General features: G+C 70.3%; 9 protein-coding genes. 1 reads left to right on the top strand and 8 read right to left on the bottom strand.

Annotation, left to right across the window (positions count from 1 at the left end):
• Window positions 1-13 precede the first annotated feature (13 nt).
• The 3 genes from carB to carA all read right to left on the bottom strand — a co-directional run bounded on the left by carB (window position 14) and on the right by carA (window position 6,555).
• Window positions 14-3,241, bottom strand: a complete 3,228-nt coding sequence (carB, locus tag HNQ52_RS02025) for a carbamoyl-phosphate synthase large subunit (RefSeq protein WP_183959286.1) — start codon at window positions 3,239-3,241, stop codon at window positions 14-16.
• 220 nt (window positions 3,242-3,461) lie between these two features.
• Window positions 3,462-5,381, bottom strand: a complete 1,920-nt coding sequence (locus HNQ52_RS02030; protein ID WP_183959288.1) for an alpha/beta hydrolase family protein — start codon at window positions 5,379-5,381, stop codon at window positions 3,462-3,464.
• Window positions 5,382-5,412: 31 nt separating this feature from the next.
• Window positions 5,413-6,555, bottom strand: a complete 1,143-nt coding sequence (carA, locus tag HNQ52_RS02035) for a glutamine-hydrolyzing carbamoyl-phosphate synthase small subunit (protein ID WP_183959290.1) — start codon at window positions 6,553-6,555, stop codon at window positions 5,413-5,415.
• Window positions 6,556-6,871: 316 nt separating this feature from the next.
• Here carA and HNQ52_RS02040 point away from each other — a divergent pair, with 316 nt between their 5' ends.
• Entirely contained in the window at window positions 6,872-8,119 is a 1,248-nt protein-coding gene (locus HNQ52_RS02040; RefSeq protein ID WP_183959292.1) for an FG-GAP repeat protein, read from the top strand.
• 23 nt (window positions 8,120-8,142) lie between these two features.
• Here the strand turns inward: HNQ52_RS02040 and HNQ52_RS02045 are convergent, their stop codons facing one another.
• Genes HNQ52_RS02045 through HNQ52_RS02065 form a run of 5 tightly spaced genes read right to left on the bottom strand, consistent with a single transcriptional unit; the run spans window position 8,143 to window position 14,618 of the window.
• Window positions 8,143-8,787: a response regulator gene (locus tag HNQ52_RS02045; RefSeq protein ID WP_183959294.1), complete on the bottom strand. Its 645-nt coding sequence runs from the start codon at window positions 8,785-8,787 to the stop codon at window positions 8,143-8,145.
• Window positions 8,784-9,563, bottom strand: a complete 780-nt coding sequence (locus HNQ52_RS02050) for a sensor histidine kinase (RefSeq protein WP_183959295.1) — start codon at window positions 9,561-9,563, stop codon at window positions 8,784-8,786. Before HNQ52_RS02050 ends, HNQ52_RS02045 begins: the two co-directional genes overlap by 4 nt.
• Entirely contained in the window at window positions 9,560-12,877 is a 3,318-nt protein-coding gene (locus HNQ52_RS02055; protein ID WP_183959297.1) for a serine/threonine-protein kinase, read from the bottom strand. Before HNQ52_RS02055 ends, HNQ52_RS02050 begins: the two co-directional genes overlap by 4 nt.
• Window positions 12,874-13,767 carry a GAF domain-containing protein gene (locus tag HNQ52_RS02060; protein WP_183959299.1) on the bottom strand — a complete coding sequence of 298 codons (894 nt, stop codon included), beginning with the start codon at window positions 13,765-13,767 and terminating at the stop codon, window positions 12,874-12,876. Before HNQ52_RS02060 ends, HNQ52_RS02055 begins: the two co-directional genes overlap by 4 nt.
• On the bottom strand, window positions 13,764-14,618 hold the full coding sequence (locus HNQ52_RS02065) for a DUF6689 family protein (protein ID WP_183959301.1): 855 nt from the start codon (window positions 14,616-14,618) through the stop codon (window positions 13,764-13,766). The genes HNQ52_RS02060 and HNQ52_RS02065 overlap by 4 nt, the downstream gene beginning before the upstream one ends.
• Window positions 14,619-14,793 lie beyond the last annotated feature (175 nt).

Raw genomic sequence — 14,793 nt, forward strand, 5'->3', positions numbered from 1 at the left:
TGCTCCTTGTGGCTCATGCCTTCAGCTGGCCGTGCAGTTCCTGCAGCGACCACACGCCACCCTTGCCGCGGTAGTCGAGCGAATGCAGCAGTGCCGACGCGCCGGAGATCGTGGTGGAATACGTGACCTTGTGCTGCAGCGCCTCGCGCCGGATCGAGAACGAATCGGCGATCGCCTGGCGGCCTTCGGTCGTGTTGACGATATACACGATTTCGCCGTTCTTGATCAGGTCCACCACGTGCGGGCGGCCCTCGATCACCTTGTTGATGCGTTCGCACGCGAATCCCGCCTCGGCGAGGAACTTCGCGGTGCCGTCGGTCGCCACGAGGGTGAAGCCGTGCGCGACCAGCTGCCTTGCGACCGGCAGCAGCCGGGCCTTGTCCGGATCGCGCACCGAAACGAATGCCTTGCCGCGTGGCGGCACGCCGATGTTGGCTGCCTCCTGCGCGCGCGCGAACGCGGCGCCGAAATCCTGACCGACTCCCATCACCTCGCCGGTGGAGCGCATTTCCGGGCCGAGGATCGGGTCGACGTTCTGGAACTTGGCGAACGGGAACACCGCCTCCTTCACCGACCAGTAGTCCGGCACCACTTCACGGGTGATGCCCTGCGCCGCGAGCGTCTGCCCGACCATGCAGCGCGCGGCGATCTTGGCGAGCGCGACGCCGGTGGCCTTCGAGACGAACGGCACGGTGCGCGAGGCGCGCGGGTTGACTTCCAGCACGTAGATTTCGTCGCCCTGGATCGCGAACTGCGTGTTCATCAGGCCGACGACGTTCAGCGCGCGCGCCATCTCGCGCACCTGATCGCGCAGCCGGTCCTGCAGCGCGGGCGTGAGCGAGTACGGCGGCAGCGAGCACGACGAGTCGCCCGAATGCACGCCGGCTTCCTCGATGTGCTGCATGATGCCGCCGATCAGCACCTTGCCGTCGCCGTCGGCGATGATGTCGACGTCGACCTCCACCGCGTTGTCGAGGAAGCGGTCGAGCAACACAGGCGAATCGTTCGAGACCTTCACCGCGTCGCGGATGTAGCGCGAGAGATCGGCGTCGGAATAGACGATCTCCATCGCGCGGCCGCCGAGCACGTAGCTCGGACGCACCACCATCGGGTAGCCGATCTCGCGCGCGGCGGCGAGCGCCTCGTCCGGCGTACGCGCGGTGCGGTTGGGCGGCTGCAGCAGGCCGAGGCCCTGGATCATCTGCTGGAAACGTTCGCGGTCTTCGGCCAGATCGATCGAATCGGGCGAGGTGCCAATCACCGGCACGCCGGCAGCTTCGAGCGCGCGCGCGAGCTTGAGCGGGGTCTGGCCGCCGTACTGCACGATCACGCCCTTGGGCTGCTCCAGGTCGACGATCTCGAGCACGTCTTCCAGCGTGACCGGTTCGAAGTAGAGGCGGTCGGACGTGTCGTAGTCGGTCGACACGGTTTCCGGGTTGCAGTTGATCATGATGGTCTCGAAACCATCCTCGCGCAGCGCCAGCGACGCGTGCACGCAGCAGTAGTCGAACTCGATGCCCTGCCCGATCCGGTTCGGGCCGCCGCCGAGCACGATGATCTTGTCGCGCGAGCCCGGGTTGGCTTCGCACTCGACCTCGTAGGTCGAGTACAGGTACGCGGTGTCGGTGGAAAACTCCGCGGCGCACGAGTCCACGCGCTTGTACACCGGACGAACGCCGAACGCGCGGCGCAGCGTGCGCACGGCCGCTTCGTCGCTGCCGACGAGCGCGGCGATGCGCGCGTCGGAAAAGCCTTGGCGCTTGAGGCGGCGCAGGCCGGTGGCGTCGAGGCCGTCGAGTCCGCCGGCGGCGATGCCGGCTTCGGCCCGCACGATGGCTTCGATCTGCACCAGGAACCACGGATCGACGAAGCTCAGTGCATGCACGTCTGCCACGGACAGGCCGGCACGGAACGCATCGCCGACGAAGAACAGACGTTCCGGACCCGGCTCGCGCAGCTGGCGCTTCAGTTCGAACAGGCCTTCTTCGCTGGCGAGGTCGAGCCCGGTCGGGTCGAAGCCGGACTTGCCGGTTTCGAGCCCGCGCAGCGCCTTCTGCAGCGATTCGGAGAAGTTGCGGCCGATGGCCATCACCTCGCCGACGGACTTCATCTGCGTGGTGAGGCGCGCATCGGCCTGCGGGAATTTCTCGAACGCGAAGCGCGGGATCTTGGTGACCACGTAGTCGATCGTCGGTTCGAACGAGGCCGGCGTCTTGCCGCCGGTGATGTCGTTGCGCAGTTCGTCGAGCGTGTAGCCGACGGCGAGCTTGGCCGCGATCTTGGCGATCGGGAAACCGGTGGCCTTCGACGCCAGCGCCGACGAACGCGACACGCGCGGATTCATCTCGATGACGACCACGCGGCCGTTCTTCGGATTGATGCCGAACTGCACGTTCGAGCCGCCGGTATCGACGCCGATCTTGCGCAGCACCGCGATCGAGGCATCGCGCAGGCGCTGGTATTCCTTGTCGGTGAGCGTCTGCGCCGGCGCGACGGTGATCGAGTCGCCGGTGTGCACGCCCATGGCGTCGAGGTTCTCGATCGAGCAGACGATGATGCAGTTGTCCGCGGTGTCGCGGACCACTTCCATCTCGAATTCCTTCCAGCCGAGCACCGATTCCTCGACCAGCACTTCGTGCGTCGGGGACAGTTCGAGGCCGCGCTTGATGATCTCCTCGAATTCCTCGCGATTGTACGCGATGCCGCCGCCGCTGCCGCCGAGCGTGAAACTCGGGCGGATGATCGTGGGGTAGCCGACCTTCGCCTGGATCTCGACAGCTTCGTCGAACGAACGCGCCACTGCGGCCTTCGGACAGTCCAGGCCGATCTCGCTCATCGCGACGCGGAAGAGTTCGCGATCCTCGGCCATGCGGATGGCTTCACGCGAGGCGCCGATCAGTTCGACGCCGTGTTTTTCCAGGATGCCTTCGTCCGCGAGATCCAGCGCGCAGTTGAGCGCGGTCTGGCCGCCCATCGTCGGCAGCAGCGCGTCGGGTTGCTCCTTCGCGATGATCTTCTCGACCGTGTGGCGGTTGATCGGCTCGATGTACACGGCGTCGGCCGTGTCCGGGTCGGTCATGATCGTGGCGGGGTTCGAGTTGACCAGGATGACGCGGAAGCCCTCGGCCTTGAGCGCCTTGCAGGCCTGGGCGCCGGAGTAGTCGAACTCGCAGGCCTGCCCGATGACGATCGGGCCGGCGCCGATGATCAGGATGCTTTTGATGTCGGTGCGCTTGGGCATGGGGGTGCAAGTCCGGGTGTGCGTGGGGTTGGTGCGTGTTGCGATGTGTCTGGCGTGCTGCGATGTGTCTGGCGTGCTGCGTCGTTGCAGTTCGAACGAGGGCTTGTTTCACCGTCGTCCCGGCGGACGCCGGGACCCAGCGGCGTTGCTCCGATCGCCTGCCTTGCCGATCAAGGCGAACGCCTCTGGGCCCCGGCTTGCGCCGGGGCGACGGTTGCGATCAATCGGCGGCGACGGCGCGTTTTTCGCCAATGTGCCTGTCGAAGAACGCCTGCAACTTCGTGTACAGGTTCACGTTGTTTTCCGGTTTGTAGAAGCCGTGGCCTTCCTTCGGCTCCACGACCAGCACCTCCGGCGGCTTGCCCGCGGCCTTGAGCTGCTTGAGCAGGAACTCGTACTGCGCGATCGGCACGCGCTGGTCCTTGGCGCCGTGCACGAGCATCACGGGAATGTTGATCTTGTCGATGTTGAACGCCGGCGACTGCGCCTTGCGCTCGGCGTCGGATTCGGGCAGCACGCGCGCGAGGTAGCGCTGGCCGTAGTCGCTGTCCGGAATGTCGCCCTTCTGCATCATCATCGGCAGGCTGAAGACACCGACGTAGCCGACCGTGCACTGGTACAGGTCGGGCGCGCGCACGACGTTCATCAGCGCCGCGTAGCCGCCGTACGAGGCGCCGTAGATGCAGATGCGGTCGGCGTCGGCGTAGCCTTCGCGGATCGCCCACTGCACGGAGTCGATGAGATCGTCCTGCATTTCCAGGCCCCAGCGGCGGTAACCGGCGTTCTGGAACTTGCTGCCGTAGCCGCCCGAGCCGCGGTAGTTCATCTGCAGCACGGCGTAGCCGCGGTTGGCGAGGAACTGCACTTCCGGGTTGTAGCCCCACACGTCGCGCGGACCGTGCGGGCCGCCGTGCGGGTGCATGATCAGCGGCAGGTTCTTGCCGTCGCTGTGTTTCGGCAGCGTCAGATAACCGTGCAGGGTGAGACCGTCGCGGGTCTTCACCGCCACCGGCTTCATCGGGCTCATCTCGGCCGGCTTGATCCACGCGCGGCTGGCGAGCAGGAAGGTGGCCTTGCCGGTTTCGGTGTCGTAGAGGTAGGCCTGGCCAGGATCGATGTCGCTGTAGACGTGCGCCAGCGCTTTCTTGCCGTCGCGCGTCATGCTGGTGATCACCACGGCATGGTCGGGGAAGGCCTGGTCGAGGCCGGCACGCCATTGCGTGGTCTCGTCGTCGCCGTTGAAGTATTTCTTGAACGGCAGGCCGGGCTCGAACGTGACACCGAGCAGTTCGGTGCGGTCCGCGTTCCACATCGTGCCGCCGATGTCGACCGCGTCGTGCCGGAACAGCGTGCGCTCTTCCCGGGTCTGCGTGTCGTATTCGACCAGGGTGCTCGGCGCGCCGTCGACGGACGCCTCGAAGTAGACCCGGGTGTTGTCGTGCGAGAACCCGAGCGGGCGGCGCGTGGTGCCTTCGATCGCATCGGATTCGTCGAACAGGGTCCAGTCGTTGGGGCCGTTGTAGCGCCAGGTCTGGTTCTTCTTTCCGTCGTCGGTCATGCCGAAGGCGAAGCGCACCCTGCCCTCGTGGTCGACCGCGAAGCTGCCGTATTCGACCGGGCTCACGGCCACCTTCGCCAACTTGCCGGTGTAGACGTCGAGCTTGAACAGGTTGGCGCGCTCGATCGTGCGCTGCACGAGGATGTTGCGCGGATCGCTCCACAGCAGGTCGACGAGGCCGTAGCTGCCGCCCACCGGCACGCTCATGCGGCGCGAGCCGTCGGCGTTGGCGAAGTGCATGTCCATGGTGCCGACCATGAAATCGAACGTGCCTTTCTTCTCCGCCACGCGCACCATGAAGCGTTCGTCGTTCACCCACGTGACGCTGTCCACGTGCATGCGCTCGCCGTAGTCCCACTTGGCGACCACGCTCTTGTCCTTCACGCGCAGCACGGCGAGGATGGTGCGGTCGTCCATCGGCACGCTGACGGTGAGGAACTCGCCCGTGGGCGAGAGCTGCACGTCCTGAAATTCGGCGTGGCGGGCGAAGTCCTCGACGGGCACCTCGCGCGCGGAGACGGGAGCGGCGAGGAGCGCGGACAGCGCGAGGCCGGCGCACAGCAGCAGGGCGTTCGATGTCATCTGGGACTCTTCCGTTTCGATCGGGCGGGGCTTATGCGACGCGTGTGGCGCGGTCGCGGGACATGAGGTCGATGAAGCGGTCGAAGAGCCCGCTCACATCGTGCGGGCCGGGGCTGGCTTCCGGGTGGCCCTGGAAGCTGAAGGCCGGTGCGTCGGTGAGCGCGATCCCCTGATTGCTGTCGTCGAACAGCGAGCGGTGCGTGACGCGCACGTTCGCCGGCAGCGTGGATTCGTCCACCGCGAAGCCGTGGTTCTGGCTGGAGATCATCACGCGGCCGCTGTCGAGGTCGATCACCGGATGGTTGGCGCCGTGGTGCCCGAATTTCATCTTGTGGGTGCGGGCGCCGGCGGCAAGGCCGAGCAGCTGGTGGCCGAGGCAGATGCCGAACGTCGGCACCTTCGCGGCGATGAAGGCGCGGATCGCGGCGATGGCGTAGTCGCACGGAGCGGGGTCGCCCGGGCCGTTGGACAGAAACACGCCGTCGGGTTGTTCCGCGAGCACGTCGGCGGCGGGCGTCTTCGCCGGCACCACGGTGAGGCGGCAGCCGCGGTCGACGAGCATGCGCAGGATGTTGAGCTTCACGCCGAAGTCGTAGGCGACCACGTGGAAGCGCGCGTCCGGACGGGCGATGGCGCCGCTGTCGAGGTCGAGCGAGCCTTCGGCCCAGCCGTAGCGTTCGCGCGTGCTGACTTCTTTCGCCAGGTCCATGCCGTTGAGGCCCGGGAAGGCGCGTGCGGCGGCGATGGCGCGCTCGGGCGTGGCGTGTGCACCGGCGACGATGGCGCCGTTCTGGGCGCCGGTGTCGCGCAGGCGACGCGTGAGGCTGCGCGTGTCGATCTCGGCGATGGCCACGACGTTGCGCGCCCGCAGCCAGTCGGAAAGTTCGCTCTGGCTGCGCCAGTTGCTGGCCGGCAGCGGCCGTTCGCGCACCACGAGGCCGGCGGTGAAGAGCTCGCACGCTTCGTCGTCGAGGTCGGTGCAGCCGGTGTTGCCGATGTGCGGATAGGTCAGCGTGACGATCTGCCGCGCGTACGACGAATCGGTGAGGATTTCCTGGTAGCCGGTCATCGCGGTGTTGAACACCACTTCGCCGGCGCGTTCGCCATCGGCACCGATCGAGACGCCGTGGTAGACGGTGCCGTCGGCGAGGGCAAGGATTGCGGGGTTGGACACGGGTTCGCCCTTGGGTCTGGGTGGGAACCCCACGGCCTGCGCGCGCTGTGCGCGGGCGCAGGTTGCAGGCAAACCGGCGGGCCTGCGGGTGGGCGGGTCCGGCGGTTCGAAAGTCGGGGGTCAGGCGAGCGGAAATGATAGCGGCTGGGCATCGGTGCGTCCACCGACGAGGCTCCGGCATCGACCGCCGAATGCAGCGGCCGCTCGAATTCCGCGCCACCGGCAACGCCACGGCGCAGCGCGCGTGTGGGTGAAAGCCCCCACGCGCGGGTTGACAGCGCCGCGGGCAGGCGCGGCTAATGGCGGCATGATGTCGATGCCCCGCTCCCTGTCTTCCCGTCCGCGTGCGCGTGCGCTGCACGGGCTGCTGTGGCTCGGCATCGCCTGCGGCACCGCGGCGGCCGTCGAACCGCTGCGGGCGCCGGCCAGCGAAGCGACAGGCGACGCCGGCTACGCGGTGGCGGTGGCCGGCGGCTGGGTGGCGGTGGGGATTCCGGGCGACGACGACGGCGCCGGCGCCGTCGACCTGTTCGACTGCCGCACCGCGCGCTGCGTCGCGACGCAACGGCTGCACTCGGCCGATCCCGACCCCGAGCGCCGCTTCGGCGCCGCTCTCGCGCTCGACGCGACCACGCTCGCGGTCGGCGAACCCGGCGACGGCCGCGGCGCGGCCGAGGTGTTCGTGCGCAGCGGCGACATCTGGTCGCGGCAGGCACGCCTGTCGGCATTCGACGGCGACAACGACGACGCCTTCGGCATCGCGCTGGCGCTCGACGGCGACACGCTGCTGGTCGGAGCCGCAGGTGCCGAACAGGCGCAGGGCGCGGCCTACGCATTCGAACGCAGCGGCGGCACGTGGATGCAGGCCGCACGCATCGACAGCGGCGACGGCGAGCGCGGCGACCGTTTCGGAACCTCCGTCGCGCTGCACGGCGACACGGCGCTGGTCGGCGCGCCGCTGCGCACGGCCGCCGCGCCGGGCACCGCGCACGGCGCGGCGTACGTGTTCACGCGCGGCGGCGGAACCTGGAAGGAACTGCAGACGCTGCAATCGACAACACCGCTCGCGGGCGAGACCTTCGGCTGGAGCGTGGCGCTGGGAAGCGCTCACGCGGCCGTCGGTGCACCGCGCGCGGACGCGCAGCGCGGCGCCATCGACGTGTTCGCCGGCACGCCGGGCGCGATGGTGTGGGCGCAGCGCCTGGACGATGCGGGCGCGCTTCCCGGCCAGCGCCTCGGCTGGTCGCTGGCGCTGGCCGGCGACACGCTCGTGGGCGGCGCACCCTTCGCAGGCACGGACGCGGCGGCGCATTGCGGTCGCGCGCTGCGGTTCGTGCGAGACGGCAGCGCCTGGTCGGCCGCGCCGTTGGCCGACGGGCAGCCCGCCGCCACGGAACTGGCCGGCTGGAGTGTCGCCAGCAACGGCGTCGATACCATCATCGGCGCGCCCGCGTACGCGCGACCGGGGCAGCCGCACGCGGGCATTGCGCGCAGGCTCGGCGGCGATCTGGCGTTGTTCAGCGACGATTACGAACAACCGGATCCGGCCTGCGGCGCTCCGTGAGCCGCCGAGTCCGTCTGGCCCGGTCAGTCCAGCAGGCCGTGGCGCACGGCGTAACGCACCAGTTCCGCGGTGTTGCGCGCGTCGAGCTTGGCGAGGACCCGGGTGCGGTGGTTCTCCGCGGTCTTGACGCTGGTATCGAGCCGGCGCGCGATCTCCTTGGTGGTGAGGCCCTCGACGATGAGGTGGAACACCTCGCGCTCGCGCGGCGTCAGGTCGCGGTAGGGATCCTCGAGCGCCGCGCGCGGCTGCTGCATCTGCTGCGCGAGCACGCGCGAGGCATGGGTGCCGTAATACGCGCGCCCGGCGGCGAGCGACTTCACCGCGGCGAGCATCTCGCTGCCGGCGCTGTCCTTGAGCAGGAAGCCGGCGGCGCCCGCGCGCACCACATGCAGCACGTATTCCTCTTCGGCGTGCATCGTGAGCACCAGCACGCGCGTGCCGTCCAGATCCTTCGACAGCCGCCGCACCACTTCGATGCCGTTGAGCCCGGGCATCGAGATGTCCGTCACCACCACGTCCGGCCGCAACCGCATCGCCGCGTCCACGGCCGCGGTGCCGTCGCTCGCCTGCCCCACCACCTGGCAGTCGCCGCTGCGTTCGAGCAGGGCCACGATGCCCTCGCGCAGGATGGTGTGGTCGTCCGCCACCAGCACGCGGATCGGCTTCATGTCGGGTCCCCCGCCGCCAGCGGCAGCAGGACGCGGATCTGCATGCCCTCGCCCGGCGCCGAAATCGCCTGAAAGCGTCCGCCGAACAACAGCACGCGCTCGCGCATGCCGGCCAGCCCGCTGCTGCGGCTGCCGCTGGCGGCGGCCTGCGCGGCCGCCAGATCGCAGCCGCGGCCGTCGTCGACCACCAGCAGCACGAGATGCCCATCGCGCTGTCCGATGCGCACCATGACCTGGGTCGCATGCGCGTGTCGCGCGATGTTCGCGAGCGCTTCCTGCACCACGCGGAACGCCACGCTGGCGATGTCCGGAGGCAACGGCTCGGGCAGTGCGACGACGTCCACCTCGACACGGCAGCGCGCCTGCTCGCCCGTGCTGCGCGCCAGCCAGCGGATGGCGGCTTCGAGGCCGAGGTCGTCGAGGATCTGCGGGCGCAACAGACGCGCGAGGTGTCGCATTTCCTGAAGCGCGCCGTCGCACAGGGCGAGCGTGGCGGACAGTTGCGCATCGAATCCCGTCTCTTCACGCAAGGCACCGAGCGCCTCGATGCGATGGCGCAACGCGCTCAGGGTCTGACCGAGGCCGTCGTGCAGATCGCGCGCGATGCGGCGGCGTTCGTCCTCCTGCACGCGCCACACCGACCGCGCCAGGCGGCGGAACTGGCCCTCGCCCGACTGCAATTCGGCGAACAGGCGCTTCTGCTCGCCGCGCAGCTTCGCAAGCTGGGCGAGTGCGTCGTCGGACAGGTCGACGTCGGCGCGCGAGGGATCGTTCATGGCGTTTCAGGTTCCAGGCCAAGCGCACGCGCTTCGGTCAGCAGGGCCTCGCGTTGCGCGCCGTCGAGGGCGCCGGCCACGCGCGCGAGCGCCTCGTGTGCCGCTGCGCGCGCCTCGGTCACGGCGTCGGCCGATGCGAGGGTGCGTGCCGCCAGCGCCTCGACCCGCCAGCGCCGCCCGTACGACGGCAGGCGCGCGATCAGGGCACGGGCTTCGCGCAGGTCGGTATCGCCGCCGCCGCTCGCGAGCGCGGCTTCGTCGAACAGCAGCCGCACCGGCACGCTCGCGAAGCGCGCGAGACCGTCGCGCGCAGCGGCGAGGTCTTCCCCGCCCTCGCGCTGGCGGCCGGCGGCAGCCAAGGCGCGGATGCGCAGCAGGTGCGCGCCGATCTCGGGCACCACGGCGCCGGCGGCGCGAGCGGTGTCGATGGCCTCCGTCGCCAGCCGCAGTGCGTCGTCGTGCCGGGCAAGTCCGAGCGCGGCCTCGCCCTGGCGCCACTGCAGCAACGCACGCTGTTCGATGTTCTGCACGGCGTCCGGATCCTCGGCCACCAGCACCGCCTGCGCCTGCGCGTAGTTGCCGATGTCCGCCAGCGCCGCCGAACGGATCAGCCGCATTTCCAGCGCGCCGCGCGGGTCCTCGCGCGATTCGAACATCGTCTGCGCGCGCGACGCGCGATCGAGCGCCGCCGCGTAGTGGCCTTCCAGCCGATCGAGCTCGGCCAGGCCGGCGAGCGCCGTGGCCTGCTCTTCGGGCATCTGCAGCGTCTCGGCGTCGCGCAGGCTGCCCTCGATCGCCTCGCGCGCCTGCACGAATTCGCCGCGCGCGGTGTGCGCCAGCCCAAGGCCCTGGCGCGCGCGGATGGCGCCGGCACGGTCGTCGATGGAACCGTAGGCACTGTCGGCCTGCTGCAGATACACCTGCGCGTTGTCGAATTCGCCCAGCTGCAGGTAGGCAAAGCCGACGTTGATCAGGCTTTCTGCGATCCAGCCCGGATCGCCCTGCGCCTGGCGGAATCCGAGCGCCTCGCGGTAGGCCGCGAGCGCCTTGCGGAAATCGCCGCGCTCCTCTTCCAGCGTGCCGACGTCGTTGACCAGATCGGCCATCGCCACAGGATCGCCGAGCGGTTCGAGCGTGGCGCGTGCCTGCGCGAGGGCGGCGTCGGCGCGGTCGAAGCGGCCCTGGATCGCATGCACGGTGGCGAGGTTGCGCAGGCTGGTGCCTTCGCCGCGCGCGTCGGCCAGCGCATGGCGCAAACGCGCGGCCTTGTCGAAGTGTTCGGCCGCGGCATCGAGCTGGCCGAGCTGACGATAGCCGATGCCGAGCGCATTGGTGACATCGGCCTGCATGCGGCGGTCCGACTGGCGGTTCGCGGCCACCAGGGCGCGCGTCAGCGCGTCGTCGACAGCGAGCTGTGCGTCGCCCTGCATCAGCAATGCCTTGCCGGTGTGGAACCAGGCGTCGACGTTGCGCGGATCGCTTTCGGTGATCGTGCGCAGGCGCGCGAGCGCATCGTCGTAGCGACCCGCCGCGATCAGCGCGCGCGCGGCGAACAGCTGCCACGGGTGGTCCTGATCCGGGGCGCCGGTCTGCGCATCGAGCATGGCGAGCACGGCGTCGGTGTCGCCGACGAGATAACGCGCAAGCCAGCGCGCACGCGCGGCGTCCGGCGCGGCGAGGTCGCCGAGCGCATCGAGCGCCGCACGCGCGACGCCGGCCGCTTCGGCCTGGCGGCCGTTGCGATCCAGGCGCTCGAGCGTCCACCACCAGACGTCCGGCGCGAGGGCATCGCCACCGGTTGCGGGTGTCCAGGCGACGTCGGTATCGAGCGGCCAGGCGCGCGCGAGCGTCCGCAGCGCCGCGGGCGACGGGAATGTGGCGTCGGGCGACTGCACGCCCATGCGACGGGCAATGCGCGGCCACAGCGCGGCGAGTTCGTCGTGCAGTGACTCCTCGGCCACGCTGCGCGTGCGCTCCTGCCACTGCGTGCCGCCGGCGGTATCGCGCAGCGTGAACAGCACGCGCAGGCCGGTGTCGTCGCGCACGAGTTCGCCTTCCAGCAGCGCGGACGTACGCAATGCGGCCCCGAGCCGCTCGCGGTTGCGCGGCGCCGAAGCCGCATCGAGGCCCAGTTCGCGCAGCGCGCGGGCGGTGCGCAGGGGGTCGGCGACGGCGGCGCCCTGCGCCGCCAGATGCAGCGCGAGGGTGCGTTCGAGACCCAGCGCGAGGGCACGGTCGTCCGGGGCATCGCCGGACACGATCGGCACCACCGCGGCGGCCAGTTGCATGCGCGGCGCGACGGCCGCGCGCGACGCCTCGCCGTCGCCGTCGTGCTGCCGCCAGGCGAGTGCGCCGGCGAGCGCCGCCACGGCCAGCGCGAGCGCCAGCAGCGCCGCGCGGCGACGCGACGCCGCCGGCGGCCGCGACAGCGCACCGGCGTCGATCGCCCGCACCACCTCGTCCGCGCTCTGTGGCCGGTGCGCCGGCTGCAGCGCGAGCAGGCGCGCACACAGACGCACCGCGAACGTCGGCAGGCCCGGCTTCACGGTGTCCACGCCCGGCGGGCTGCGCACGATGCGCTGCGCGAGCATTTCCGCCGGCGTTCCGCCTGCGAACGGTACGCTGCCGGTCAGCATTTCGTGCAGGATCAGGCCGAGCGCGTAGAGATCGCTGCGACCGTCCACGCGCTCGGCGCGCGCCTGCTCGGGCGAGAGGTATTCGGGCGTGCCAATGATGACCCCGCTCAGCGTCAGGCCCGTCGCACCGGCCGAACGGGCCACGCCGAAGTCCGAGATCAGCACCTCGTCCGTGTCCGTGACCAGCACGTTGGCCGGCTTGAGGTCGCGATGGATCACCTGGCGGTGGTGCGCGGCAGCCAGCCCGAGCGCGATCTGCCGCGCAATGCGCAGCGCCCGCTCCGGCCCCAGGGGTCCTTCGGCATCGAGCAGTTGCTCGAGCGAGCGCCCCGGCACGAAATCCATGCTGATGAGCCACACGCCCGCGTGCTGCACCAGATCGTGGATGCGCACCACGTGTGGGCTCGATACCTGCCGCGCCAGCAGCAGTTCGTGGCGGAAGCGCTCGAACGCATCCGGGCGCGAAGCGAGCTCCGGCCGCAGCAGCTTGAGCGCCACTTCGATGCCCAGTTGCTCGTCGTGTGCCTGGTAGACCACGCCCATGCCGCCCATGCCGAGCAGCCGCTCGATGCGGAAGCGTGCGGCCACGAGGTCGCCGCGCGCGAACTCCGCCGCGCTGAGCAGACCCGTTGCGGTGGCGCCGCCGTCGCCGATGAATTCGCGGCCGGGCGCGGTCATGGGTACGCCGCGGGAAACAACGGTGCGTCGCCGGCGGCGCGCGTTTCGATGCGCGCGATATCGTCCTCGATGCGCGCGAGCGCAAGCGCGGCGGCCGCGCGTTCGGCGAAGGCATCGAGCAATTCGGCATCGAGCGCGGTGAAGAGCTTGGCTGCCTCGTCGGTGTCGACGTAGGCCACGCCAAGCAGGCGCCCGTGGTGCAGCAGCGGCAGGCTAGCCAGCGCCCGGATGCCCTGCGCCACGACGCTGGCCTGGGCCCGCAACCAGGCCTGATCGCGCTGGTCCGACAGGTACACGGGCCGCTGTTCGCGCAGCACGCGCTCCACCGCCGAGCGGCTACCGGAGAAGGCCGGCCGGGCCAGTTCGTCCGGATCGAGCGCGTGCCAGGCGCGCAGACGCATGCCGCCGCGCGCGTCGCCCACGAGGATGAACCCGCGGCGGCACTCGGCCAGCGCCACCATGCCCTGCAGGGTGTGGTCGAGCAGCGCCTCGATGCCGTGCGCCAGGCTGAGCTGCTGCGAAAACGCGGCGGACGAATGACGGCGCTCGCGCGCACGCTCGGCCAGGCGCGCCGCGCCTGCCGCATCGAGCGCGACGAACTCGCAGAACACGTCGCCGATCGCGAACCAGGCGTGTCCGGCCAGCGGCGCATCGACCACGCGCTGGCCGTCGAGCCGCACGCCGTTCTTCGATGCGAGATCCTGGATCGACCACGCGCCGTCCGCATCGCGCAGCAGGCGCGCATGGCGGCGCGATACGGACGCATGCGGCACCACCACGTCGGCCGACGGATCGCGTCCGAGCACGAGCGAGCGCTCGTCGGTCAGAACGCGCTCGATCGCCGGAGCGTCCGCGACGTGCACCAGCAACCGCGCCGCCGTCGCGTTCACGGCGCGCCGGACAGTCGCGCGAGGCGGAACCGCAGCGCCGCGGCCAGGGCGGCGATTTCGCCCAGGTCGTCGCCGTCGGGCGCGTCGGCGGCGTAGCGATTGGGCACCGCTTCGCCGGCAAAGCCGCGCAGGTCCGCGTCGAAGCTGTCGAGCGCCGCCAGCGCTGCAACGAAATCGTCGTCCGCGTAGGCTGCGGCCACCAGCGCGATCGCGATGTCGAGCGTGGTCTGCGCGGTGAGCGCGATGTCCGGATCCTGCAGTTCGTCGGCGAGCTCGTCGAGCAGATCCTCGGCCTCCGGTGCGTAGTCCTGCGACAGATCCGTGGCGAGCACGAATTCCGAAAAGCCGCCGCCGCGACCGCGCGCGCGAACGCTGCCCGATTCGATCGCGCCGGTGATGTCGGCGAAGGCACCGCCGACCGGCGCCTTCATGAGCCGATAGGGAGAAAACGCCGTGTAGACGAGGTCGCCGGTGACGAGTTCGATCTGCACGTCGTTGACGAACGCAAGCCCGCAGGCCGGCGGTGGCTCCACCGTGATGCGCATCGGGAACGCCGGATCGATCGCCTGCCCCGCCGGATCCGGCAGACGCGCATCCACGGCCGCGATGCCGGCGGCGTCGAGCAGGTCGGCGCTCAGTCCCAGGCAGGCTTCGGTGAGGTTCTGCGGCTGCTCGAAGGTGAGGCGGAACACGGCTTCGTACGAGGCACCGAGCGCATCCTCCAGTTCGATCTGCGCTTCGGCCACATTGCCTGCGATGCTGACGACGATGTCCGCACGCGCGGCGCCGGCCGCCAGCAGGCCGCCGGCGAGCAGCAGGTGCGGGAGTCGGAGTGCGCGGAGGCTGGGCATTGCGGTGTCGGGTGGGTCGGGTGATCGCACCATAGGCCAGCGCATCGGTCACGTCGAGCGTTGCGCGGGCGTTGCGGCGTCGCTGGGGAAAGTCCCCGCACGGCGCTGGGGGATTTCACCCACGTTCGCGGCATCGGCGTGGCCGGCTGGGGCGCGTTCCCGCAGGCAGCTGGGT

Origin of the sequence: Chiayiivirga flava, assembly GCF_014202825.1 — a bacterium.
Taxonomy (GTDB): Bacteria; Pseudomonadota; Gammaproteobacteria; order Xanthomonadales; family Xanthomonadaceae; genus Chiayiivirga; species Chiayiivirga flava.

What these genes read in the sequence shown, in the direction of transcription:
- carB (WP_183959286.1), bottom strand. Translation starts at nt 3,241, where the DNA reads ATGCCCAAGCGCACCGACATCAAAAGCATCCTGATCATCGGCGCCGGC.
- HNQ52_RS02030 (WP_183959288.1), bottom strand. Translation starts at nt 5,381, where the DNA reads ATGACATCGAACGCCCTGCTGCTGTGCGCCGGCCTCGCGCTGTCCGCG.
- HNQ52_RS02040 (WP_183959292.1), top strand. Translation starts at nt 6,872, where the DNA reads ATGCCCCGCTCCCTGTCTTCCCGTCCGCGTGCGCGTGCGCTGCACGGG.
- HNQ52_RS02045 (WP_183959294.1), bottom strand. Translation starts at nt 8,787, where the DNA reads ATGAAGCCGATCCGCGTGCTGGTGGCGGACGACCACACCATCCTGCGC.
- HNQ52_RS02050 (WP_183959295.1), bottom strand. Translation starts at nt 9,563, where the DNA reads ATGAACGATCCCTCGCGCGCCGACGTCGACCTGTCCGACGACGCACTC.
- HNQ52_RS02055 (WP_183959297.1), bottom strand. Translation starts at nt 12,877, where the DNA reads ATGACCGCGCCCGGCCGCGAATTCATCGGCGACGGCGGCGCCACCGCA.
- HNQ52_RS02065 (WP_183959301.1), bottom strand. Translation starts at nt 14,618, where the DNA reads ATGCCCAGCCTCCGCGCACTCCGACTCCCGCACCTGCTGCTCGCCGGC.